Annotated in this window: 26 protein-coding genes; 11 read left to right on the top strand and 15 right to left on the bottom strand. The window is 73.3% G+C overall.

All coding sequences use genetic code 11. The annotated features are described in order from the left end of the window. Positions 1-35: 35 nt before the first annotated feature. Positions 36-1544: a phosphatase PAP2 family protein gene (locus tag ACZ592_RS14520; RefSeq protein WP_471581854.1), complete on the top strand. Its 1509-nt coding sequence runs from the start codon at positions 36-38 to the stop codon at positions 1542-1544. A 104-nt stretch (positions 1545-1648) separates the two neighbouring features. Next, a complete protein-coding gene (locus ACZ592_RS14525; protein WP_471581855.1) occupies positions 1649-2458 on the top strand; it encodes a methyltransferase domain-containing protein in 810 nt (269 codons plus the stop codon). Positions 2459-2506: 48 nt separating this feature from the next. On the opposite strand, the gene ACZ592_RS14530 is transcribed toward ACZ592_RS14525, so the two are convergent. The 10 genes from ACZ592_RS14530 to ACZ592_RS14575 all read right to left on the bottom strand — a co-directional run bounded on the left by ACZ592_RS14530 (position 2507) and on the right by ACZ592_RS14575 (position 7876). Next, entirely contained in the window at positions 2507-2794 is a 288-nt protein-coding gene (locus ACZ592_RS14530) for a gas vesicle protein K (RefSeq protein ID WP_471581856.1), read from the bottom strand. A gap of 3 nt (positions 2795-2797) precedes the next feature. Continuing rightward, positions 2798-2986 (bottom strand): gas vesicle protein, encoded by a 189-nt coding sequence (locus tag ACZ592_RS14535; protein ID WP_219688115.1) that lies wholly within the window; start codon positions 2984-2986, stop codon positions 2798-2800. After that, positions 2983-3813, bottom strand: a complete 831-nt coding sequence (locus tag ACZ592_RS14540; RefSeq protein ID WP_471581857.1) for a GvpL/GvpF family gas vesicle protein — start codon at positions 3811-3813, stop codon at positions 2983-2985. The genes ACZ592_RS14535 and ACZ592_RS14540 overlap by 4 nt, the downstream gene beginning before the upstream one ends. Then, a complete protein-coding gene (locus ACZ592_RS14545) occupies positions 3803-4198 on the bottom strand; it encodes a gas vesicle protein (RefSeq protein WP_471581858.1) in 396 nt (131 codons plus the stop codon). The genes ACZ592_RS14540 and ACZ592_RS14545 overlap by 11 nt, the downstream gene beginning before the upstream one ends. Then, positions 4195-5355 (bottom strand): SRPBCC family protein, encoded by a 1161-nt coding sequence (locus ACZ592_RS14550; protein ID WP_471581859.1) that lies wholly within the window; start codon positions 5353-5355, stop codon positions 4195-4197. Before ACZ592_RS14550 ends, ACZ592_RS14545 begins: the two co-directional genes overlap by 4 nt. Next, positions 5348-6031 carry a DNA primase gene (locus tag ACZ592_RS14555; protein WP_471581860.1) on the bottom strand — a complete coding sequence of 228 codons (684 nt, stop codon included), beginning with the start codon at positions 6029-6031 and terminating at the stop codon, positions 5348-5350. Before ACZ592_RS14555 ends, ACZ592_RS14550 begins: the two co-directional genes overlap by 8 nt. Before the next feature lie 2 nt (positions 6032-6033). Next, positions 6034-6273, bottom strand: a complete 240-nt coding sequence (locus ACZ592_RS14560) for a gas vesicle protein GvpG (protein WP_471581861.1) — start codon at positions 6271-6273, stop codon at positions 6034-6036. A gap of 22 nt (positions 6274-6295) precedes the next feature. After that, positions 6296-7036, bottom strand: coding sequence for a GvpL/GvpF family gas vesicle protein (locus tag ACZ592_RS14565; protein WP_471581862.1), 741 nt, complete (start codon positions 7034-7036; stop codon positions 6296-6298). Beyond that, the gene (locus ACZ592_RS14570; protein WP_471581863.1) at positions 7033-7461 is read right to left on the bottom strand and encodes a gas vesicle structural protein GvpA; all 429 of its coding nucleotides are present in this window, start codon (positions 7459-7461) and stop codon (positions 7033-7035) included. The genes ACZ592_RS14565 and ACZ592_RS14570 overlap by 4 nt, the downstream gene beginning before the upstream one ends. A 64-nt stretch (positions 7462-7525) precedes the next feature. After that, positions 7526-7876: a gas vesicle protein GvpO gene (locus tag ACZ592_RS14575; protein WP_471581864.1), complete on the bottom strand. Its 351-nt coding sequence runs from the start codon at positions 7874-7876 to the stop codon at positions 7526-7528. Positions 7877-8274: 398 nt separating this feature from the next. Here ACZ592_RS14575 and ACZ592_RS14580 point away from each other — a divergent pair, with 398 nt between their 5' ends. Continuing rightward, the gene (locus tag ACZ592_RS14580; protein WP_471581865.1) at positions 8275-8847 is read left to right on the top strand and encodes a hypothetical protein; all 573 of its coding nucleotides are present in this window, start codon (positions 8275-8277) and stop codon (positions 8845-8847) included. 20 nt (positions 8848-8867) lie between these two features. Here ACZ592_RS14580 and ACZ592_RS14585 read toward each other — a convergent pair whose 3' ends face one another. Together ACZ592_RS14585 and ACZ592_RS14590 are read right to left on the bottom strand one after the other, a co-directional pair. Next, positions 8868-10721 (bottom strand): transketolase, encoded by a 1854-nt coding sequence (locus ACZ592_RS14585; protein ID WP_471581866.1) that lies wholly within the window; start codon positions 10719-10721, stop codon positions 8868-8870. Then, on the bottom strand, positions 10708-11079 hold the full coding sequence (locus tag ACZ592_RS14590; protein ID WP_471581867.1) for a hypothetical protein: 372 nt from the start codon (positions 11077-11079) through the stop codon (positions 10708-10710). Before ACZ592_RS14590 ends, ACZ592_RS14585 begins: the two co-directional genes overlap by 14 nt. A 208-nt stretch (positions 11080-11287) precedes the next feature. Here ACZ592_RS14590 and ACZ592_RS14595 point away from each other — a divergent pair, with 208 nt between their 5' ends. The 3 genes from ACZ592_RS14595 to ACZ592_RS14605 all read left to right on the top strand — a co-directional run bounded on the left by ACZ592_RS14595 (position 11288) and on the right by ACZ592_RS14605 (position 14067). Beyond that, the gene (locus tag ACZ592_RS14595) at positions 11288-12274 is read left to right on the top strand and encodes a TIGR03557 family F420-dependent LLM class oxidoreductase (protein WP_471581868.1); all 987 of its coding nucleotides are present in this window, start codon (positions 11288-11290) and stop codon (positions 12272-12274) included. A 97-nt stretch (positions 12275-12371) separates the two neighbouring features. Next, positions 12372-13469 carry an enolase C-terminal domain-like protein gene (locus tag ACZ592_RS14600; protein WP_471581869.1) on the top strand — a complete coding sequence of 366 codons (1098 nt, stop codon included), beginning with the start codon at positions 12372-12374 and terminating at the stop codon, positions 13467-13469. A 58-nt stretch (positions 13470-13527) separates the two neighbouring features. Further along, positions 13528-14067, top strand: coding sequence for a nucleoside/nucleotide kinase family protein (locus ACZ592_RS14605; protein ID WP_471581870.1), 540 nt, complete (start codon positions 13528-13530; stop codon positions 14065-14067). A 72-nt stretch (positions 14068-14139) separates the two neighbouring features. On the opposite strand, the gene ACZ592_RS14610 is transcribed toward ACZ592_RS14605, so the two are convergent. Beyond that, a complete protein-coding gene (locus tag ACZ592_RS14610; RefSeq protein ID WP_471581871.1) occupies positions 14140-14655 on the bottom strand; it encodes a phage holin family protein in 516 nt (171 codons plus the stop codon). A 174-nt stretch (positions 14656-14829) separates the two neighbouring features. Here ACZ592_RS14610 and ACZ592_RS14615 point away from each other — a divergent pair, with 174 nt between their 5' ends. From ACZ592_RS14615 to ACZ592_RS14635, 5 genes are all read left to right on the top strand, one after another. After that, positions 14830-14907, top strand: coding sequence for a 50S ribosomal protein bL37 (locus ACZ592_RS14615; RefSeq protein ID WP_370443954.1), 78 nt, complete (start codon positions 14830-14832; stop codon positions 14905-14907). Between the two features lie 202 nt (positions 14908-15109). Then, positions 15110-15466, top strand: coding sequence for a VOC family protein (locus ACZ592_RS14620; RefSeq protein ID WP_471581872.1), 357 nt, complete (start codon positions 15110-15112; stop codon positions 15464-15466). Between the two features lie 70 nt (positions 15467-15536). Further along, positions 15537-16247, top strand: a complete 711-nt coding sequence (locus ACZ592_RS14625) for a GntR family transcriptional regulator (RefSeq protein ID WP_471581873.1) — start codon at positions 15537-15539, stop codon at positions 16245-16247. 243 nt (positions 16248-16490) lie between these two features. Then, positions 16491-17786, top strand: coding sequence for an amidohydrolase family protein (locus ACZ592_RS14630; protein WP_471581874.1), 1296 nt, complete (start codon positions 16491-16493; stop codon positions 17784-17786). A 70-nt stretch (positions 17787-17856) separates the two neighbouring features. Beyond that, entirely contained in the window at positions 17857-19185 is a 1329-nt protein-coding gene (locus ACZ592_RS14635; RefSeq protein ID WP_471581875.1) for an amidohydrolase, read from the top strand. 54 nt (positions 19186-19239) lie between these two features. On the opposite strand, the gene ACZ592_RS14640 is transcribed toward ACZ592_RS14635, so the two are convergent. Together ACZ592_RS14640 and ACZ592_RS14645 are read right to left on the bottom strand one after the other, a co-directional pair. Continuing rightward, a complete protein-coding gene (locus tag ACZ592_RS14640; RefSeq protein ID WP_471581876.1) occupies positions 19240-21213 on the bottom strand; it encodes a DUF5107 domain-containing protein in 1974 nt (657 codons plus the stop codon). Positions 21214-21321: 108 nt separating this feature from the next. Next, positions 21322-22218 (bottom strand): arginase family protein, encoded by an 897-nt coding sequence (locus ACZ592_RS14645; protein WP_471581877.1) that lies wholly within the window; start codon positions 22216-22218, stop codon positions 21322-21324. Between the last annotated feature and the right edge of the window lie 98 nt (positions 22219-22316).

Here is a 22316-nt window from a genome sequence, read left to right on the forward strand (position 1 = left end):
GGTACGCGGTGGCCATGTGCGCTGACTCACCTGACATGTCCGGCATCGACCTGTCCCGCCCCGCCACCGAACACCGGCCGTTCAAGGCCCGCCTCGTCTCGCTCGACAGCCGGCTCTTCGAAGCGGTCGCCGCGCGGCACTGGCCCGGCGCCGACCGGGTGCTGCCCCGGCTCAGCCGCAGTGCCAACCACGGTGTGCTGTGGTTCGCGACGGCCGCGGGGATCGCCGCGACGGGCACCCCGAGGGCCCGGCGGGCCGCCGTGCGCGGGGTGGCCTCGCTGGCCCTGGCCTCCGCGACCATCAACACCCTGGGCAAGCGCTCGGTGCGCCGCGCCCGGCCGCTCCTCGACACGGTGCCCCTGATCCGGCAGCTCAAGCGGCAGCCGATCACCACGTCCTTCCCCTCGGGCCACTCGGCGTCCGCCGCCGCCTTCGCCACGGGGGTGGCGCTGGAGTCGCGGGCGTGGGGCGCGGTCGTCGCGCCGCTGGCGGCCGCCGTCGCGGTGTCCCGCATCTACACGGGGGCGCACTTCCCGAGCGACGTCCTGGTGGGCGGGGCGCTGGGGGCGGGCGCCGCGTTCGCGGTACGCGGTCTGGTGCCGACGCGGGCGCAGCTGGCACCGCCGGGGCGGCCCCGGGTGACGGCTCCCGCGCTGCCGGGTGGCGCGGGTCTGGTCCTGGTGGCCAACGCGGGGGCGGGCACGTCGCAGCGCGTGAAGGCGCTGCACGACGCGCTGCCGGAGGCGGAGATCGTCGTGGCCGAGCCCGCGGACCTCGGCACCGCGCTGGCGAAGGCGGCGGGCCGCGCGCAGGTCCTCGGCGTGTGCGGCGGCGACGGCACCGTGAACGCCGCGGCCGCCGTCGCCCTCCACAACGACCTGCCGCTCGCGGTGCTGCCCGGCGGCACGCTGAACCACTTCGCGTACGACCTCGGGGTCGAGGACGCCCGCGATCTGTCCGGCGCGCTGGAGGCGGGGGACGCGGTCGCCGTCGACGTCGGCCGCTTCACCTCCGAGGACGGGTCCGGCGGGCGCGAGGAGGGCTACTTCCTCAACACGTTCAGCCTCGGCGTCTACCCCGAGCTGGTGCGGTTGCGCGAGCACTGGACGCACCGGATAGGCGGCAAGCCGGCCTCGGTGCTGGCCGCGTGGAAGGTGCTGCGCTCCGCGGAGCGGCCGATGACGGCCCGGTTCCGGGGCAGGGAGCGGGCGTTGTGGATGCTCTTCGCCGGCAACTGCACCTACCACCGCTCCGGTTTCACGCCGGGCCGCAGGCTCGACCTGGCGGACGGGCTGCTGGACGTGCGCGTCGTGCACGGCGGCCGCAGGCCCGGCGCCCGGCTGCTCGCCGCCGCGCTGACGGGCGCGGAGGTGCGTTCCCCCGCCCAGGCGGGCGTGCGGCTGCCCCGGCTGCGGGTGGACGGGCTCGAGAAGGGCACGGTCGTGGCGTACGACGGTGAAGTGACCCGGGTCCAGGGCTCGTTGACGATCGACAAGTTGCCCGAGGCGCTGACCGTCTACCGGCCGCTGCCGGCCGTCCGCTGACCACGTGGCCGACGCACGGCTGACCACATATTGATACGCAGGTCTCATTATTCGACATGGCGGCGTACCGTGCTCCCTACACGTGAACGAAGGGGAGCACCGCCATGCCGAAGGAGACCGCCGTCTACACACACGGGCACCACGAGTCCGTGCTGCGTTCCCACACCTGGCGCACCGCCGCCAACTCGGCCGCCTACCTGCTCGACTCACTGAAGCCGCACATGCGGGTCCTCGACATCGGCTGCGGCCCCGGCACCATCACCGCCGACCTGGCCGCGCTGGTGCCGGACGGCCGGGTCACGGGCGTGGACCGGGCCCCCGGCATCCTGGACAAGGCGCGCGCCACCGCCGCCGAACGCGGCCTGGACAACGTCGAGTTCGCCGTCGCGGACGTGCACGACCTCGACTTCCCCGACGACACGTTCTGTGTCGTCCACGCCCATCAGGTGCTGCAGCACGTGGGCGACCCGGTGCGGGCGCTGCGCGAGATGCGGCGGGTCTGCCGACCGGGCGGCATCGTCGCGGCCCGTGACGCCGACTACGCGGCGATGACCTGGTATCCGGGCTCGCCCGCCATGGACGACTGGCTCGACCTGTACCGGCGGGTGGCCCGCGCCAACGGCGGCGAGCCGGACGCCGGCCGCCGCCTGAAGGCCTGGGCCCGCGAGGCCGGCTTCACGGACATCACCGCGACCGCGGACACCTGGTGCTACAGCTCCGAGGAGGAGCGGGCCTGGTGGAGCGGGCTGTGGGCGGACCGCACAGTGGCCTCCGCGTACGCCGAGCGCGCGGTGTCGGGCGGCCACGCGGACACGGAACGGCTGCGCGCCGCTTCGGCGGCCTGGCGGGAATGGGGCGCCCAGGAGGACGGCTGGTTCGCCGTGCTGCACGGGGAAGTCCTCTGCCGGAAGTGACACGGACCGCCGCGGCCCCGGCTCCAGGTCCCGCGGGCAGTGGCGGGTTCAGTCCCTGGGGAGCAGGGGACCCAACGGCCCGAGGTCCAGGTTCAGGTCCTCGGGCCGCAGCCCGTAGCGGTTGCGGAGTTCGGCCATCCGGTCCTCCAGGAGCATCAGCGTGAGGCCGATCCGCTCCTCCTGGTCCTCGCTCAGCTCACCGGTGTCGAAGCGGCGCACCGCTTGGCGCTCCATCAGCTGACGCAGCAGCTCGACGACGGTCAGGACCAGTTTCACCAGGTCCCGCTCCACCGTGTCCGGGTCGAGGTCCATGCTTTTGCGGCGGTCTGACTCCATGGGTCACTCCAACTCCGGCCACGGTGAGGGCACTTGCTCGTTCACCGAGCTGATCAGGGCGTTCAGGTCGATGCGCACGAGATCGACGTCCGCGATCCGCAGCGTGATGTCGCCCGTGATGACGACCCCGCCCGCGAGGAGGCGGTCGAGGAGGTCCACCAGGGCGATTTCACGGCGCTCGACGACGGTCATGCGGAATCTTCCTTTTCGTCCTCGTCGCCGGTGAAGGAGTACGCCGCCCAGGGGCCCGTCAACTCCACGCGCAGACCGCCCGTCCCCTCCTGCTCGTCCTTCGTGCGGTCCACGAGTTCGACGAATTCCTCGGAACGCGCGCGGGACACCAGGTAGGCCGCGTTCAGAATGTTGCGGCCGGTTCCCTGGGACAGCGCGGAATTCTGCGGCGCGTGCAGCCGGGCACCGTCGGCACGCTCCGCGAGGCTCTCGTGCAGGCGCTGCGCGAATCCCTCGGCCAGCTGCCAGCGCTCGTCCCGGGCGGTGCGCTGACTGCGCCGGTTGCGCAGGTAGTCCCGTCCGGAGACGGGCTTGCTCGGCCGCGGCGCGGCGTCGGCCCCGGGCTCTGCGGACTCCTCGCTCTCCAGGTGGACCTTCACGCCCCACTCGACCCGCCCGTCGATCCTCTCCAGGACGCGGTGGAAGCGCTCCGCCCCCTCCTGGAGCATGGCGCGCACGCCGCTGTCGTCACGGAAGACGGTCGCGAGGCGCAGCGGAAGCGGGCAGGTGACGGTGGTGAGCGCGTCGATCACCCGCTGGTGCGCGCGGGCCGTGTCGGAGAGCCAGTCCAGGTCCTCCAGGTGCGCGCGGAGCGGCCCCTCCGCGAAGTCCCGCTCCGGCACCGGCCCGACCAGGGCCACCAGGCCCTCGTGGACGAGCTGGCGGGGCGGCTCGCCGCCGACCCCGGTGAGGTCGGCGGCGAGCGGCGCGGCCAGCGGTCGGCAGACCGCGTAGACGTACCGCAGGTCGTCGTGGCGCGGGCCGTCGCCGTCCGGTTCAGCGTTCATGGCGTTCACGGCCTCCACGGCTCTCCTTCTTCTTCTCGGCCGGCTCGGCCGATTCGGCCGGCGCCAGGGCCACCCGTTCCTCGAGCTCCGCCAGACGTTGCTTCAACTCGGCGTTCTCCCTGGCGAGTTCGCCGCTGCGCGCTCCCGTGGAGAGTGCCGGATCGCTCTCCCACCAGTCGATGCCCATCTCCTTGGCCTTGTCGACCGAGGCGACGATGAGACGGAGCTTGATGGTGAGCAGTTCGATGTCGAGCAGGTTGATCTTGATGTCGCCGGCAATGACGATGCCCTTGTCCAGGACACGTTCGAGGATGTCGGCGAGGTTGGCCCCGCCCCCACTGCCGCCGTAGGGGCTGGGCAGGCCACCGCTGGAGGAGGTCGTCATCGACGCCCTCGTCCGCCGCCGGCCGACTCGGCGTACTCACGCCGCTTCTCCTCGTCGGCGTCGGCCTCTTCCTCGGCCTCTTCGTCGTACTCGGCCTCGGGCTCGTCCTCGAATTCCTCCTCGGGCTCGTCCTCGTCCTCGTACTCCTCGACCGGCTCGTCCTCCCGGTCTTCCAACTCCTCGTCCTCCTCGTCGTACTCGGCCTCCGGCTCGTCCGCGGCTTCTTCCTCGTCGGCCTCGTCGGCCTCGGCCGCGGCGTCCTGGTCGGCGGTCTCCCGGCCGTCCTCGGAGTCCTGCTCGTCCTGGGCCTTCTGCTCCTCGGCCTCTTCCTCCTCGGCCACGGCGTCCTCGTGGCTGTGGACGACCTCGCCGTCGCGGATCTCACCGCGCCAGCCGTCGCTCGCCTCGCCGCGCATGGAGATGTGCCGGGCGAAGTTCTTGAGGTCGAGACGGGCCCTGCGGCCCTGGGCGCGCCAGATGTTGCCGGTCTTCTCGAAGAGCCCCTTCGGGTAGTACTCGATGACGAGCAGCACCCGGGTGAGGTTCTCGGCGAGCCGGTGGAAGGTGACGACGCCCTTGGTCGTGCCCTTGGCGCCCTCCGATGTCCAGGTGATCCGCTGGTCCGGCACCTGCTCGGTGGTGTGCGCCTTCCAACTGCGGCTCGACCAGAAGACCTTGAGCTGCCAGTCGGAGTCCGTGTCGTTGGCCACGGTGGCGCCCTTGACGCCCTTGGCGAAGGTGGAGAACTCCTGGTACTGGGTCCACTGGTCGTACGCGTCGCGCAGGGACACGCCCACGTCGATGGATTCCAGGATGACCGTGGGCTTCTGCCCGCCGCCGCCCTTCTTGCGCTTGCCGCCGAGGCTCTTGAAGGCGCCGGTGACCTTGTCCTTGAGGTGGCTGCCGCCGAGTTCGAGGGCACTGCGCACAGGTCCCTTGCCCTCGGCGACCTTCTTGCCCGCCGACAGGGCCAGCTTGCCGAAGCCGGGGCTCTTGCCGTCCGCGATGTCGTTCAGCTTGACGGTGGCGTCGCCGAGCCGGTGGCCGACGCCGACGAGCGCGCGCTCGACCTGGGCCATGAGGTAGGCCTGCGCCTCCTCCTTCAGGCGGTCGACCGCCGGGCCGCGTGCGATGTTGCTCAGGGGGGACTCAGCCACGGTCGTCGCCTCCCTTGGTCCTGCCACCCGTCCGGGCCGAGGAGGTGGTCCTCCTGGCGGTGCCGCGGGCCGCCGCGGTCGACTTCTTCTGGGCGGTCTTGCGGGCCGTGCTCTGTGCGGTCTTCTTGGCCGGAGCCTTCTTCGCGGCCGCCTTCGGGGCGGAGTCCGTGTCCGGCCTGGCGCCCGACTTCGGCCGCGCCCTCTTCGCCGGTGCCTTCTTGCGCGACTCGGACCGGTCGGACCGTGTGTCCTCGTCCCGGTCGTCCTCGGCGGCTACGTCGGTCTCTTCGGCATCGTCGTCATATCCGTCGTCGTCACGGTCGTCCTGCTTGACCGTGCCCTTGATGTCCTCGGGCACCACGCCGGATATCCGGTCCTGCACGCCGAGCGTGCGGTCGTGCAGGCGGTCGGCGAGACCTTCCAGCTGCCGGTTGAGGAGCGAGCCGGTGGCGGCCTTGCCCACGCCCCGCAGGTCCTGGCGCAGCTGGTCGCCGATCTCCTTGAACTGCGGGTTGTTCTCCAGCTGCTGGGTCACCATCGTGCCCAGCGCCTTGGGGCTCAGGTTGAGCCGCTTGCCGGCCACCATGCTGCCGACAGCGAACGCGAACTTCGCCTTCTTCGTACGGCCGAGGACGTATCCCGCGCCCACGGCGAGGCCTACTGCCAGTCGGTTCATTCTCAGAAGTCCTGTCCTGTGCTGTGCTGCAGTCGGTCGAGGAGCTGGTCCTCGCACCGCTCGAACTCGGCCTCGTCGATCTCTCCCGCCTCCAGGAGTTCCTCCAGGCGGGAGAGTTCACGACGGATCGCCGAGGGGTCGTAGTACTGCCGCTCCGCCTCGTCGACCACCTGCCTGAGCACCCAGAGGGAGCCACGGGCAGGGGCCAGGGGCAGCATGAGCAGTTCGCCTATCAGTCCCATGAGGTCACTCCGGTCACACCGGTCACTCCGCCGGTTCGGCGGGCCCCGGGTCGACGAAGCTGTACGGGGGCAGCGGACCGTGGACCCGCAGGTCCAGGTGCGGCTGGTTGGCCCGGAGTTCCTCGACAGCGGCGAGGAAGCCCTCCGAGGACTTGCGGTTCACCAGGAACGAGAGGTTCGCCAGCCAGCCGGTGCCCTCGGGGCCGTCGCCGACCGCCTCGGCGGCCGGTTCCAGGGCGCGTCGCACCTCGATGGCGTCGCTCGTCTCACGGGCCCGCACATGGGAGGAGACCATCTCGCCCAGCTGCAGCTTCTGTTCCTGGCTGCCGCCGCCCTCGCGCTGGCTGGCCTCGACCATGGCGCGCAGATCCGGGTTCTCGGCGAGGACCTGGTGCAGCACGGCCTCTTCGTGGTGGGAGGCCTTCACGTTGTACTCGGCCTTGCCCTCAAGGGTGCGCAGGCGCTCCTCGTAGTGGTCGGAACGCTCGCCGAGGACGGAGACGACCGTCTCGTCGTCCGGGGCGAGGCTGCCGAAGCGCATCGGGAGCACGGAGCCCGCGGCGCCCGCCTCCGAGAGCACGTTCTGGTGCGCGAGGAGGTCACGCCGCTTGGGCTTGAGGTCCTCGGGGGCGTCGCTCACGATGGCGGCGAGCACGCCGTTCTTCAGGACGCGCACGGGACAGGCAGGACGGCCGATGCCCTCCATGCCGTCCGGCAGCGCCGGGTGGGAGCTGCTCGCGATGCCGTAGACGTACGTGGTCATTCGCTCTCCTCCTTCCGGCGGGAGGCCGAGGACCGTCGGCGCGGACGTTCCTCCGACTGGCTCTGGCCTTCCTCACGGGACTGCTTGAAGGCGTCCGATATGGTCTCGGCCGCTCCGGAGAGCGCCCCCTTGGACTTGCCCTTGGCGCCGGACTCCGTGATCTCGCCGACGAGGCCGGGCAGGCCGGGGTCCTTCTTCTGCCCGGTTTCCAGGTCGAGGCGGTTGCACGCCTCGGCGAACCTCAGATAGGTGTCGACGCTCGCGACGACGACACGGACGTCGATCTTGAGGATCTCGATGCCGACGAGGGAAACGCGGATGAAGGCGTCGATGACGAGTCCTCGGTCGAGGATGAGTTCCACGACGTCGTACAGGCCACTGGTGCCACCTCCGCCGCCGGACTGTTGTGCCGGGACTACGGTCATACCGACTCTGCCTCCTAGATCTTGTCTGTTCTGCCGTTCCTTGCGGATCTCACGTGCCGCGCGGTTACGAGCGTCCGCGCTCGTAGCGGCGCACCCGCCGGTAGCCGGTGAGCTCGCCCTGCGGATCCAGCTGCACTTCGTAGCTGGCGAGGAGGCTCATGGTGTCGGGGACCCGGGCCAGTTCGAGGACCTCGATCTCCAACCTCCACCCGTCCTCGGTGCGCTCGAAGGACGACACCGACTCGGACGTCATGCCGGTCAGCTCGGCGAGCTGGTCGCGACCTTGGCGCAGGACCGCCATGGGGCCCGGCAGCGCGTCGTGGCCGCGGTCCGTACCGCTGCCCGAATCCTTGGTATTGGACGGCTTTTCAGCCGCTGTCTTGCTGCTTGTCGTCTTGCGTGGTGTATCGGCCATGTTCACCTCCCCCTCCGAGTTACCTGATGAGCCTTGGCCAAACGTGATCGCTGCGTAATCCGGCCACGGTCCCGCGGACCTCGGCCACGCGGCGCGCACAGCTTGTGCCGGGCCTGGCCGAGCGCCGTCCCTTCGGCGCTCTCCGCCGGGTCCGTCGCGGGTCCATCGAGTGACCCGAGTACCCCGGGCCCGCCTCGCCAGTCACCGCGAGTTCCTCGGGAACGGTGGTGTTCACCCTGGTCGGGAGGGTGGCTGGCACCACCCGGAAGTGGGGGGACGGCGGGCGTGTCCGAGGGCGCGCGGGCCGCGAGGATCGCAGGTACCGACCGGACGTGCCGCTTCTCACGCTTCCGCCGGACGTCTCCTCGTTTCCCGCTCCCGCTCCCGTGAGGCCCGCCATGACGCACAGCCCCGACGCGACCCACCGCCCCGATCCGACGCGGGCCCCCGGCCCGTCCCGCGTCCCGCGCCCCCGGCCCCGCTCGCCCGAGCCGCGGGGCCTGGCCCGCATGCTCCCCGGGACCGAAGAGCCACCGGCGCCCGCCGTCGTGGCGGCGTCCTTCGCGCTCTGGCTCGTCGCCGTCGCGGCGGGCGTCTTCGAGACGGTGCTCGGCGTCCTGCGGGAGACCGCCGACGGCAGCCCCGACTGGTTCGCCGGCGGGGCGCCGCTGCGCATGGCGGTGTTCTCGGCCGCCGTCCTGGTCGCGGTGCGGATGCGGCGCGGCGCCCGCTGGGCCCGGCAGGTGCTGGCCGCCGGGCTCGGGGCGCTCGCCGCGCTGTCCTTGTCGGCCGGGCCCGCCCGCCCGCCGGTCGACGGGCGGGCGCTCGCCGACGCCGTACGGGAGGCGGGGGTGCTCGACGTCCTGTTCGGCGGCAGCCACGTGCTGCACCTGGTCGCCCTGTGCGCGGCGACGGTGCTGATGTTCCGGCCCGCGGCGAACGCCTGGTTCAGGGCGGCGCCCCACCGCTGACCGTGCTCGACCGGCCGCGCTCAGCTGACCACGCCCTCCTCGACCAGGAGCCGGGCCGCGGCCGCGATCGACCCCGCGTCGATGCCCGCCGCGCGCAGCTGCTCGTCGGGCGACGCCGAACCCGGCATCGTCCGCACGGCGAGCCGTGCGAGGCGCGGCACCGGCCTGCCGTCGGTGAACGCGTCGAGGACCGCGTCGCCGAGACCGCCCTGCTCGCGGTGGTCCTCCACGGTGAGCAGGCAGCCGGTCTGCTCGGCCGCCTCGCGCAGGGTGCGGCGGTCGACGGGCTTGACGGAGTACAGGTCGATGACGCGCACCGGGATGCCCTGTCCGTCGAGCGTCTCCGCGGCGGCCAGCGCCTCGTGGAGGGTCACGCCCGCGGCCACCACGGTCAGGCGGTCCTCGTCGCTGGAGCGCAGCACCTTGGAGCCGCCGACGGGGAACTCCTCGCCGGGGCCGTAGATGACGGGCGCGTCGCCGCGCGAGGTACGCAGGTAGCGGACCCCGTCGAGCCCCGCCATCTGCGCGACGAGCTGCCCCGTCTGGTGGGCGTCGCACGGGTAGAGGACCGTGGAGCCGTGCACCGCGCGAAAGAGCGCGAGGTCCTCGAGGCCCATCTGCGACGGGCCGTCCTGGCCGATCGCGACGCCCGCGTGCGAGCCGACGAGGTTGATGCCGGCGCCGCTGATGGCCGCCATCCGCACGAAGTCGTGGGCGCGGGTGAGGAACGCCGCGAACGTCGACGCGTACGGCACCCAGCCGCGGGCCGCGAGGCCCACGGCGGCCGCGACGAGTTCCTGCTCGGCGATGTAGCACTCGAAGTACCGGTCGGGGTGCTCCTTGGCGAAGTACTCCGCCCGTGTCGAGTCGCCGACCTCGCCGTCCAGGGCGACCACGTCGCCGCGGGCGGTGCCGAGCGCGGTCAGCGCCCGGCCGAACGCGTCGCGGGTGGCGACGGATTCACCCGGTTCGTAGCGGGGCAGTTCGAGGTGGCCGCTGCGTACCGCGTGCAGCGCTCGGGCCGCGGCCGGCTTGCGCACCTCTACGTGGACATCGCTCACCCCGCCGAGTTCCGCGACGGCCGCCTCGGCATCCGGCAGCGGCTTGCCGTGCAGGCCCTCGCGGTTCTCCGCGGAGGCGACGCCCTTGCCCTTGACGGTGCGGGCGAGGACCACGGTGGGCTTTCCGACGGTGGACGCGGCCTCGTCGAAGGCGCGGTCGACCGCGTCGATGTCGTGCCCGTCGACCTCGACGACATGCCAGCCGAACGCCCTGAACCGGTCGGCGTAGGCGTTCAGCTGCCACTCGTGGCGGGTCGGGCCGCGCTGGCCGAGGCGGTTGACGTCGATGATCGCGGTGAGGTTGCCGAGGTTCTCGTACCCGGCGTGCTCGGCGGCCTCCCAGACCGAGCCCTCGGCGAGTTCGCTGTCGCCGCACAGTACCCAGACGCGGTAGGGGATCCGGTCGAGGCGCTTGCCGGACAGGGCCATGCCGACGCCGACGGGCAGCCCCTGGCCGAGCGACCCGGTGGCGACCTCGACCCAGGGCAGGGCGCGCGGCGTGGGGTGTCCCTGGAGGCGGCTGCCCTGCTCGCGGAAAGTGAGCAGTTCCTCGTCGGTGAGGACCCCACACGCCTTGTACGCGGCGTAGAGCAGCGGCGACGCGTGGCCCTTGGAGAGGATGAACCGGTCGTTGCCGGGGTGGTCGGGCCGGTCGAAGTCGTAGTGGAAGTGACGGCCGATGAGCACCGCCATCAGGTCGGCGGCGGACATCGACGAGGTGGGGTGCCCGGAGCCCGCGGCGTCCGCGGCCCGGACGGAGTCGACGCGCAGCTGCCGTGCGAGGTTCTCCAGCTGTTCTTCACTGTCGGTCATGGGAGTCCTCCTTGGACTGCGAGTGCCGCTCGGGCTGTGGACCGTGCGGGTGCTTGCCGGTGGGGCGGTCCTCCCCCGGTGGCTCGTCGGGCCGCCGGATCCGAGCCGCCTGCTGCCGTGCGGTGTCCAGCGGCCGTACGCCGGCGCGCCGGGCCGGCGTACGCGTTTCGACGGGCTCCCCGTCGTCCAGAAGCACCCCCTGCGAGGTGGCCTCCTCGGGCGGTGTCGAGGAGCGGCCGGCGGGGCCGCCGGTCCTGTCGCAGCGGCTGCCCCCGCACCGGCGCGCCGGTGAAGAGCCTCCCGTACGCGGCGGTGCGACGCCGGTGCGGCCGACGCCGACGATGCGGGGTGGGCTCACGGGGCGCCTCCTGCGGGGTCGGCTCCGGCGGTCGGGAACCCCCGCGTGCCCCTGCCCGGCGGACACCAAACTCTCCTCCGCAGGCCCGACGGGCTCCCCGTGACCGCACCCGCGCCGGGGCCGCGAACGCCGTTTGCCGCCGCGCCCCGGGGTTACCCGCAGCCGTGTCCGTCACGCTCCCGCTCCGCCGCTCCGGAGGTGCGCGCCCATGCCCGAGTACGGATACTTCCTGGCCACCGAGGAGTTCGGCCCCGCCGAACTCGTCGAACAGGCCCGCATGGCCGAACAGGCCGGGTTCCAGGCGCTGTGGATCTCCGACCGCTACCACCCGTGGAACGCGGCGCAGGGGCAGAGCCCGTTCGTCTGGCCGGTGCTCGGCGCACTGACGGAGGCGGTGTCGCTGCCCCTGCAGACGGCGGTGACCTGCCCGACCGTACGGATGCACCCGGCGGTCGTGGCACAGGCCGCGGCGACGAGCGCGGTGATGTCGGGCGGCCGCTTCCGGCTCGGCGTCGGCACCGGCGAGGCGCTCAACGAACACATCCTGGGCGGCGCGTGGCCGCCGGTGCACACCCGCCTGGAGATGCTGGAGGAGGCGGTCCAGATCATGCGGAACCTCTTCACCGGCGAGGAGGTCAGCCACCGGGGCACGCACTACACCGTCGAGAAGGCCCGCCTGTACACGGTGCCGGACGAGCCCGTGCCCATCGACGTCTCCGGCTTCGGCCCCAAGGCGACGGCGCTCGCGGCCCGCATCGGCGACGGCTTCGTGACGATGCGGCCCGACGAGACGCTGGTCTCCCACTACCGCAAGGGCGGTGGGGGCGGAAAGCCGGTCAGCGGCGGGCTCAAGGTCAGCTACGGCCCCGACCGCGAGGCCGCGGCACGCCTGGCCCGCGAGGTGTGGGGCAATCAGCTGCTGCCCGGCGAGATGGGGCAGATCCTGCCGACCCCGCGCCACTTCGAGCAGCTCGACCCGCTGGTCACCGACGCGATGGCCGGCTCGTCCTTCACCTGCGGCGACGACGTCGACGAGCACGTCGCGGGGCTCACGGCGTTCGCCGATGCCGGGTTCGACCGGGTGTACGTGAGCCAGATCGGCCCGGACCAGCGCGGCTTCTTCGACTTCTACCGCACGAAGGTGCTCCCGCAGGTGCAGGACGCCCCGCCGGCCCTGCCGCAGGGCCCCGGCTGACGACTCGGGACGCGCGGCACCCTGTCCCCCGCGCTTCCCGGACCCGCCACCGCACTCCCCTGCCCACCTCCGCGCTCGCCGACCGAGGACCGATCCGATGAAGCACGAAGTCCCCATCGAACGACCCGCCGTCTCCGCGTACACGGTGCCCGCCGACGGACCGGAGGCCGACGGCACCTTCGCCTGGGACTCCACGGCACTCGTCGTCGTCGAGGTCACGGCGGGCGACGCGACGGGGACGGGCTGGACCTACGCCCCCGCCTCCGTGGCCGCCCTGGTCAAGGAGCAGCTCACCCCCGCGGTCGTGGGGCTCGACGCCCTCGACATCCCCGCCGCGCACGACGCGATGACGAAGGCGGTCCGCAACACCGGCCGCCCGGGGGCCGCCTCGTGCGCGATCTCGGCGGTCGACATCGCGCTGTGGGACCTGAAGGCGCGCCTCCTCGAACTCCCGCTGGTCCGTCTGCTCGGGGCGGCCCGCGACGAGGTCCCCGTCTACGGGAGCGGCGGCTTCACGACGTACCACGACACCCACCTGGCGGCGCAGCTGAACGGCTGGGTGCACGGGCAGGGCATCCCGCGCGTGAAGATCAAGGTCGGGGAGGCCTGGGGACGGGCGGCCGCCCGTGACGTGTCCCGGGTCCGCACCGCGCGCGACGTCATAGGCCCGCAGGCCGAGCTGTACGTCGACGCCAACGGCGGCTACACGCGCAAACAGGCGGTCCGGGTGGGCCGGGTGCTCGCCGAGCACGGCGTGGGCTGGTTCCAGGAGCCGGTGTCCTCGGACGACCTGCGGGGGCTCGCGCTGGTCAGGGACGCGCTGGTGTGCGACGTGACGGCCGGCGCGTACGGCTACGACCTGCCGTACTTCGCCCGCATGATCCCTTCCGTGGACTGCCTCCAGCTCGACGCGACGCGCTGCGGCGGCCTGACGGAGTGGCTGCGCGCTGCGGCGCTCGCGCAGGCACACGGCCTGGAGGTCTCGGCGCACTGCGCGCCGCACGCGCATGCCGCGGCCGCCGCGTGCGTGCCGAACCTGCGGCACATCGAGTGGTTCCACGACCATGTGCGGATCGAGTCGATGTTCTTCGACGGGGCGCTCGACCCGACGGGGGGCACGGTCCGCCCGGACGGCGGCATCGGCCACGGGCTGCTGATGCGCACGGACGAGGTGGCGGAGTTCCGGGTCGCGTGATCGGCGCTCGCGTGAATCGCGGTCGCGCCGGGGCGGGACGTCCTGCCAGGCTCGGCCCATGGAGCGTGCACAGCGGGGCGCGGAAGCGCTGCTCATCGGCGGCCGGTCGGGCGCCGGCAAGTCGTCGGTGGGACGGGAGGTGGCGGCCCTGCTGCGGGCCGCGGACGTCGGACACGCCTTGGTGGAGGGCGACCTCCTGGACGCGGTGCACCCGACACCGCCGGGCGACCCGGACCGCTCGGGCATCACGGAGCGCAATCTCGCGGCGATCTGGGCCAACTACCGTGACCTGGGCTGCCGTCGGCTCGTCTACGTGAACACCGCGAGCGTCCTCGCCGGTGAGGAACAGCTGTTCACGAAGGCGCTGGACGGGCCGCGTCTCGTCCGGGTCCTGCTGACCGCGACGGACGCCACGGTCGAGGAGCGCCTCTCGGCCCGCGAACGGGGTTCGGAGCTCGCACCGCAGCTGCGGCGCAGCCGGTTCATGGCGCGGCACCTGGCCGAGCACGCGGCGCCCGACGCCCACCGCGTCGCGACGGACGGCCGCTCGCTGACGGACATCGCGGCCGAGGTCGTGGCGCTCACGGGGTGGCGGTGACCGGGCGGCCGGGACGGGACGGCGGTGCCGTCCCGCCGGGGCGCGGGCGCCGGTCACCGCGCCGGGAGCCGGTCACCGCTCCGGGCGGGGCGGCGCGTCCGGGCCGGGCGTGCCGGGGACACCGGCGCGGCCCGCCGAAGGGGCCGAAGGGGCCGGCGAGGCCGGTGCGGTGGGCGGCATCGGCGGGGGCGCGGGCGCGTCGATCCCGCCCGGGGGTACGACGGGGGCGGTGAGCCCGCTGCCACCGGGTTCCGGCAGCGCCCGGGCTCCGGGCCGCCCGGTGTCCCGGCCGGGCCGCTGCCGTGCCGCGTTGCGCAGCAGGACCGCCGCCGCGCCGAGCACGGCGGCCATGATCAGGGCGGCCGCCCAGTCGGGCAGGCCGATGTCGATGACCAGGCCGAGGGCCAGGGCCACCGCGGCACCGGCGTAGAGGGCGGCGGTGCCGGACGCGGCGTACAGCGTGGCCGCGCGCCGCTGCTTCTTGGTCTGCTCGCGCAGCTCTTCGCGCAGTTCGGCGCGGATCGTCCGGACCAGTTCGTCGGTCAGGCCTTTGTCGAGGCCGGTCAGGGGTGTGTCGGGGCCAGTCATGGCGCCCGGGTACCCGGGCGGCCCGACCCGTAACGCGCACGCCCCGGACACCGGGTCCGCCCCCGCAGCCACACGTGACACAGGACACACCATGTCGGGATTGTCTGCTGGGTAGGCGGCGCATGATCGCCCGGATTCGCACCCGGGAAGCACCACGGAACCACGGAGGTATCCATGTCCTCGAAGCGACGCCGCAAGAAGAAGGCCCGCCGCAAGAACGGCGCGAACCACGGCAGCCGTCCCCAGTCCTGACGGCGGGCGCGACGAACCGGAGGGCGGCACCGCACTGTGCCGCCCTCCGGCGCGTCTGCGTACGGATACGCATAGGGGGGCGGGGAGTTGACCGGGAGCCGGTGGGGGGATCTTCTCGGGGGAGGCGGTGGCGGCCGGGCTGGCAATCATGAAATCGTTGCGGAGCCGGTGACCGGTTCGAAGAGGTGAGGGCGTTCCATCCATGGAGATCCTGGGAACCACACTGCGGATCTGCGTCGAGGACCTGGAGTCCTCCGTCGCGTTCTACGAACGGCTCGCGGGCGGCACCGCCATGCGCTTCGAGCGCGGCGGCGTATCCGTCGCGGCCGTCGGCTGCTTCCTCCTGATGAGCGGCCCGGAGAAGGAGCTCGAAGTGCTCCGCAAGGTCGCCGCCACCATCGCGGTCGAGGACGTCGACGAGGCCTACATGGTCCTGAACGCCTCCGGCGCGCGGGTCGTCGCGGGCCCGGTCCCCACCCCCGCGGGCCGCAACCTCATCGCCATGCACCCGGACGGCTCCGTCTTCGAGTACGCGGACCGCCGCGTCGTCGGGAGCTGACCCGTATCCTCCACGGCGGGGCAGGCGTCCCCCCGGGCCGCGGGCCCAGGCCGAACGGAGGACGGTGCACGTGGCGGGCAGCACGACGGATGACGCGGCGAGCGGTACGGCGGGCGGCGCCGAGCGGACGTCACTGAGTGCCCGGGCCCGCGAGGCCGTCCGCCAGCGCATCGTCGACCGCCGTTACGCCCTCGGCGCCCGCCTGGTGGAACGCGAGGTCGCCGAGGAGCTGCGGATGTCCCGCGTCCCCGTGCGCGAGGCCCTGCGCTCCCTGGTCGCCGAGGGCATGCTGGAGCTCCTGCCGCACAGCGGTGTGCGGGTGCGCCGCCTGGAACGTACCGACGTGCGGCACCTGTACGAGGTGTGGGAGCCCCTCGCCGTCCAGGCGTCCCGGCTCGCGGCCCGCCGGGTGGCGAGCCGCGCGCCCGAGGAGCCGCCGGGCCTCTCCGCGCTCCGGGCCACCCTCGGCCACGCGGAGCGGGCCTCGGACGCGGACGACGGCGCGCGCGAGGTCGCCGCGCACACCGCGTTCCACGAGGGCATCGTCGCGCTCTCCGGCAACCCGCTGCTCGCCCGCACCATGGAGCAGTTGAGCTGGCAGCTCCAGCTCCTGTTCGGCATGCGCGCCGAGCCGGACCACATGCGGGCCCAGCACCGGCTCATCTACCGGCACATCGCGGCGGGCGACGAGGACACGGCGGCGGCGAGCACGCTGCTGCACGTGCGGGACAGCCAGACGGTGGCGCTGAAGTCGCTCTTCGAGGCGGACGAACCGGCCTGAGTCCGGCCGGGTGGGCTTGGCCGGTCCCGGCTGACCCCGGCTGGCCCCGGTTCCGGAAATCCCGGCTCTGTATACCAAGCACATTCGCCACCCCGACGTTTCCGGTAATTGCCGCGCAATCACCCGCACCGCCCTTGCCGCCCCTTGCGGAGAACGGCGTTTGGTATACAAACTGGCGGACGCACCCCCTCCGCTCTCTCCCATCGCTCTGCCCCCTCCCCCCGCCACCCCGGAGTCGCCCCTATGTGCGTCGAGAACACCCCTCCCCCGTCCTCCCGGCTCACCCGGCGCGGCATCCTCGCCGGTGCCGCGGCGCTGGCGGGCACGACGGCGGCGCTCTCCGCCGCCCCGGTCCCGGCCGCGGCGGCGGGCGCACGACGGACGGACACCCGCGGCCCGGGGGCGAACGGTGGCGGCGACCTGGTCATCGAGGGCGGCACCCTGCTCGACCCCGCGACCGGCGAGGTCACCGAGGACGCCGTGGTCGTCATCGCCGACGGGGTCGTGCACGCGTCGGGCAGCCGCGAGGGCACCCGGGTGCCGGAGGGCGCCGAGGTGCTCCAGGCGCACGGGCGCTGGATCCTGCCCGGGCTCGTCGAGGCGCACATCCACCTCAACACCGCGGCCGAGGCGCGCGACGCGGTGCACGCGGGCGCGACCTCGGCCCGCAGCGGCTCGACCAACTTCTACCAGGACATCGCCGTGAGGGAGTTGGCCCGTCAGGCGCCGCACCTGGCGCCCCGGCTGCGCGCCGCGGGCATCTTCGTCACGCCCGACCTGGGCGACACCGTGCTCGCCGACCCCGACCTGACGCCGCTCGCCCGGCTCCGCGACGGCGTGCGCTCCCCCGAGGCGCTGCGCCGGGTCGTCGAGGTCAACCTCGCGCGGGGCGCCGACGTCATCAAGACCCGCGTCAACGAACGCGCCGGGCTCCCCGAGCAGGACCCGCTGGCCCAGGTGTACGACCGCGCGCAGTTGTCCGCCGTCGTCGCGGCCGCCCGGCGCGGCGGCAAGGGCGTGCTGTGCCACAGCTACAGCGAGAAGGGCTGCCACGACGCGGTGACGGCGGGCGTGCGCTCGCTGGAGCACGGCGTGTACGTCGGGGAGAGGACGCTGCGCGAGATGCGGCGCAGGGGCACGTACTTCACGCCGACCCTCTCCGCCATCGCCGGGCTCGTCGAATCCTCCGACCCGGTCCTCGCCGAGCGCGGCCGCACCTACCTGCCGGTGCTGAAGCGCGCGGTGCTCGCCGCCCACGAGCTGGGCGTCCCGCTGGCCGCGGGCACGGACTCCTCCGGCGGCGAGGTGACGCCCATCGGGCGCGAGGTGGAGCTGATGCGCGCAGCGGGGCTGCCCGCCCTCGACGCCATCCGCACGGCCACCACGGGCGCGGCGCGTCTGCTGGGGCTCGCGGGCCAAGTGGGTCGTCTGGTCCGCGGGTTCGCCGGTGACGCGATCCTCCTCGACGGCGACCCGCTCTCCGACATGAGCGTCCTCAAGAAGCCGGTGCGCGTGGTGCGTTCGGGCTTCGCGCTCTGAACATCCCCGCCCGGTAAACCCGTTCGGACCTGCCCGCCCTGCCCGACCTGCCCGACCCGAAGGAGTCCTCATGACACCCCTGTCCCGCCGCGGCATGCTCGCCGGCGCCGCCGCCCTGGCCGGCACCGGAGCCGCCGTATCGTCGTCCGGTACCGCCTCCGCCTCCGCCTCCGCCTCGGCCTCTGCCTCTGCCTCTGCCTCTGCCGACGACCGCCACCACGCCAAGGCCGTGGTCTTCCGCGACGTGCGCCCGCTGGGCGCGAAGAAGGCCGTGGACCTCACCGTGGTCGACGGGCGGATATCGGACCGGCCCGCGCCCCAGGGCGCCAAGGTCGTCGAGGGCGGCGGCCGGATCGCGCTGCCGTCGCTCGTGGACGCGCACATCCACCCGGACAAGACGACGTGGGGCAGCTCCTGGGTGACGCGGAAGCCGGCGAGCGGCATCGCCGACTACGCGGCCCAGGACGTGGAGCTGTTCAAGAGCCAGCCCCGCCCGGTCGGCGAGCGCGCGTACGGCCTGATGGCGCACGCCGTGACGCGCGGCACCCGTGCCATGCGGGCCCACGCGGACGTGGCACCGGCCTTCGACCTGGCGGGCCTGGAGGGCGTCGCCCACGCACGGGACCGGCTGCGGGGCGCGCTCGACGTGCAGATCGTGGCGTTCCCGCAGCACGGTGTGGTCCGCGCGCCCGGCACGAAGGAGCTCCTGGAGGAGGCCGCCCGCTCCGGGCTCGCCGACTTCATCGGCGGCATCGACCCGATCAGCTTCGACCACGCGATGGACGAGCAGCTCGACCTGGTCTTCGGCCTGGCGGACCGGCACGGGGTGGGCGTGGACATCCACCTGCACGACCGGGACGAGAAGGGCACGAAGGTGCTGCGGGCCATCATCGAACGCACCCGGGCGCTCTCCCTGCGGGGCAAGGTCACGGTCAGCCACGTCTTCTGCCTGCCGAACCTGTCCGACGGCGAGCTGGGCCGGATGGCGGCCGACCTGGGCGAGCTCGACATCTCCCTGACGACGGTCGCGCCGAACGAGTCGCTGGTGCTGCCCGTCGCGAAGCTGAACGAGCACGGGGTGCGGGTCGGGCTCGGCTCGGACGGCGTGCGCGACGCGTGGAGCCCGTTCGGCAACGCGGACATGCTCCACCGCACGCACATCCTCGGCTGGGTGACCGACGTCCGCCTCGACGAGGAGCTGACGGACTGCTACCGGGTGGGCGCCCACGGTGGCGCCGACGTCATGGGCCTGCGCCACGCGGACTTCAGCCCGGGCGCCCCGGCCGACTTCCTCCTCATGCGCGGTGAGGGCATCCCCCAGGCGATCGTGGACATGCCCCAGCGGGACCTGGTGGTGCACGGCGGCCGCGTGGTCGCCCGCGACGGCGAACTGGTGTGAGCCAAGGGGGGTGCGGCCCGGTGACGGCCGCACCCCTCACGCCGGTGCTCCGCCTCAGTCCTGCACGGGACGCATCCGGAAGTCGTACGCCGCCGGTATCCCCTCACCCGTCGCCGCCGCCCACAGCTCACCCAGCGTCTCCGCGCCCTCGCGCAGGTCGGCCACCTCGAAGCCGGACTCGAAGACCGCGCGCACGGCTGCCATGTCGCCCTCCGCGTAGAGGAGTTGGGCCTCCAGGAGGCGGAAGCGGCCCTCGCCGCGGGTGGCTGCGTGGAGGCGGGTCCAGACCGCGCGGGCCTCTTCCGCACGGTCCGCGGCGAGCAGCGCGGTGATCGCCTCACGGCCGAGCGCGGCCGTGACGCCCGTCCAGATCGCCCCGTCGTCGCGCCGCTCCTGGCACAGGTCGTCGAAGGCTTCCGCGTACCGGTCCGCGGCCCGCCCGGTGTTGCCCTCCGCGTGGTCGGAGACGGCGAGGCAGCGCAGCAACGGCCAGCGCGAGGGGGCGAGTTCCAGGCCGCGCTCCCAGCTGCGGACGGCCTGCGCCCGGTCGCCCGCGTGCCACTGCGCGATGCCCAGGTGGTACTCGGCGATCGGCCGTGCGGGCGCCGTCTCCAGCATGTCCCGCCAGTGCGGCGCGACCAGCGTCGGCCCGGGCGGCACGACCTTGCGCGGCTCGGGCACGGCGCCCGACCGCAGCAGCTCCAGCCACGGTTCCTGTTCGGGGCCGAGCGTCGACTCGGCGAAGGGCGTGCCGGGCAGCTTGTACCCGGCGCGCACGACTTCCAGGGCTCCCCAGCCGGAGCCGGTGGCGAGCACCTCGCCGGGTTCGTCGTCGGCGCGGGTCAGCCAGGACGCGTACGCCGTGTCGACCGCGTCCCTCGGCAGCGCGTCCGTGAGCCGGGCCGCCACCTCCTCCCGGGCGCCCGCCCAGTCGCCGTGCACCCGCTCCGCGTTCGCGGACAGCGGCCCGTACGACTCCAGCCAGCTGAACTCGCTCTCGGCGTCCAGGCGTACGTGCTCCAGCTGGGTGCGCGCGAGACCCGACTGGATCTCGGCGTAGCCGCCGGTGCCCGGTTCGGTGAGCCAGTCCTGCCAGCGGCGCCCGCCGGTGCCGGTGCCCCAGAGGAAGAGCTTGCGGCCGCGCGGCAGGTCCGTGGAGGTCTGGACGAGCCCGTGCCCGGCGTCGTCGAGCGCGGCGATCCACCGCCGTTCGCCGTCCGGCACGTCGTAGAAGTAGTCGGCGGGGTACTCGCTGCGCCGCGGATAGGTCCGGTCGGTGCCCTCGAACTCCGGTACCGGGACCTTCCGCAGCGCGCCCGTGTACGCGAAGTGCCAGGCCTCGTCGGCCGGTGCGAGCACCCTGCGTTCGTCGGGCACGGCGATGTTCGACCACCAGTAGACGGGCGCGGGCTTCTCGTGCGGGTTGCGGACGCGGACGCCGACGTGCAGGAAGTCGGAGTCCTCCGGCAGCCACAGGTCCACCTGGAAGGGCAGGTCGCGCAGCCGTTCCCACTCCCACAGGCGCAGCATCTCGCCGCCGTCGGGTGCCCGGACGCGGGCCGCGTGCACGGGGGCGCAGGACAGGGTGGTGTGGCCGGTGGCCCCGATGTTCCACTCGATGCCGCCGGAGAACCAGGCGCCGTTGAGCGCGAAGGCGGCGGGCTGCAGCACCGGGTTGCGGTAGAGCAGTTCGCGTCCGGTGGGCTTGTGCACGAGGGAGTGCACGCGGCCGCCGTACCCGGGCAGGACGGTGGCGCGAAGCCGGTCGTTCTCGACGACGATCACGTCGAGCCGCGTCTTCGCGCGCTCGCGGCCGTACGCGTCCCGCACCCGGGTGGGCAGCGGTGAACCGAGCGGCGCGTACCCGAGCTGCCGCGCCATGTCGCGCGGCAGCCCTTCCTTGGCCCGCTCGTCGAGGGTGTGCACGTCCCGCAGCGCCAGCAGCGGCGGGAGCGGGTTCTCGGGTCCGGGGTCGGCGGCGGGCAGGGTCAGTACATCGCGTCGCACGGTGGTCTTCACGATCACCATGGAACACGCTCGGCGGGACGCCGACCAGAGGCCTCCCAGGTCAGAATTGTGCAAAGGCCGACCGGAGTCGCGTGGCGAGGGGGCCGCGGTCGCACGGCCCGAGTGGGCTCAGCTCCCCACGAGTGCCTCCACGATCACGTCGGCGAACACGTCGCCCGCCTTCCCGTCCGGGTCGAGGTCGGGGTCGTAGATGGTGACGTTGAGGCCGACGCAGCGCTGCGAGCGCACGAAAGGCCGTAGCAGTTCCAGGAGTTCGTCGGGGAGCAGCCCGTCGGGGTCGGGGCTGTCGACGGCGGGCATCACCGACGGGTCCAGGACGTCCGCGTCCAGGTGCACCCAGAAGCCGTCGAGCTCGGGGACCTCCAGGGTCTGGGCGACGGCGCGGCCGATGTTCTCGGGGCCCCACTTCCTGAGCTCGCCGACCGTCGCGTTGGCGATCTTCAGGGCGGTGAACTCCGCCCGGTCCTCGTCGCCGTCCCGCATCCCGAAGAGGCAGACGTCCTCGTCGCGCACGTAGGGCCGCAGCCCCTCGATGTCGGTGAGGTCGTCCTGTCCGCGGCCGGTGGCGAGGGCGAGCTCCTCGCCGCCCGCGGCGCCGACGCGGTCGGAGTTGCCGGGGTGGCGGAAGTCCGCCGAACCGTCCACGGACGCGATGCCGTACCGGCCGACGCGGCGCAGGGCGAGCGCGGCGCCCAGCTGGATGGAGCAGTCCCCGCCGAGCACGACGACGAAGTCCTCGGCGCGCACGTGCTGTTCGATGCGGTCGGCGAGCTTGCGGGTGTACGCGGCGATGGCGGCCGCGTTGAAGACGCCGTCGCCCTCCTGCCAGTCCCCGCGGTCGTAGCGCGGCGGGACGACGACGCCGCCTTCGAGAGCGCCGAGCCGACGCAGGATGCCTCGCTCCCTGAGGGCGCCGGCCAGCTTGTAGCAGCCGGGCACGGTGCCGGGGGCGGGCGGGCGCAGGCCCAGGTTCGAGGGAGCGTCGACGACCACGATATTCCGCATGCCGCCCATCCTGGGTGACGTACGCCGACCCTTTCAACACTCTCGGTGAAGTCGGGCACACGAGCGGGACGAGGCATGGTTGCGTGGCACATCTACCA

Source organism: Streptomyces sp. NPDC040622 (genome assembly GCF_055593965.1).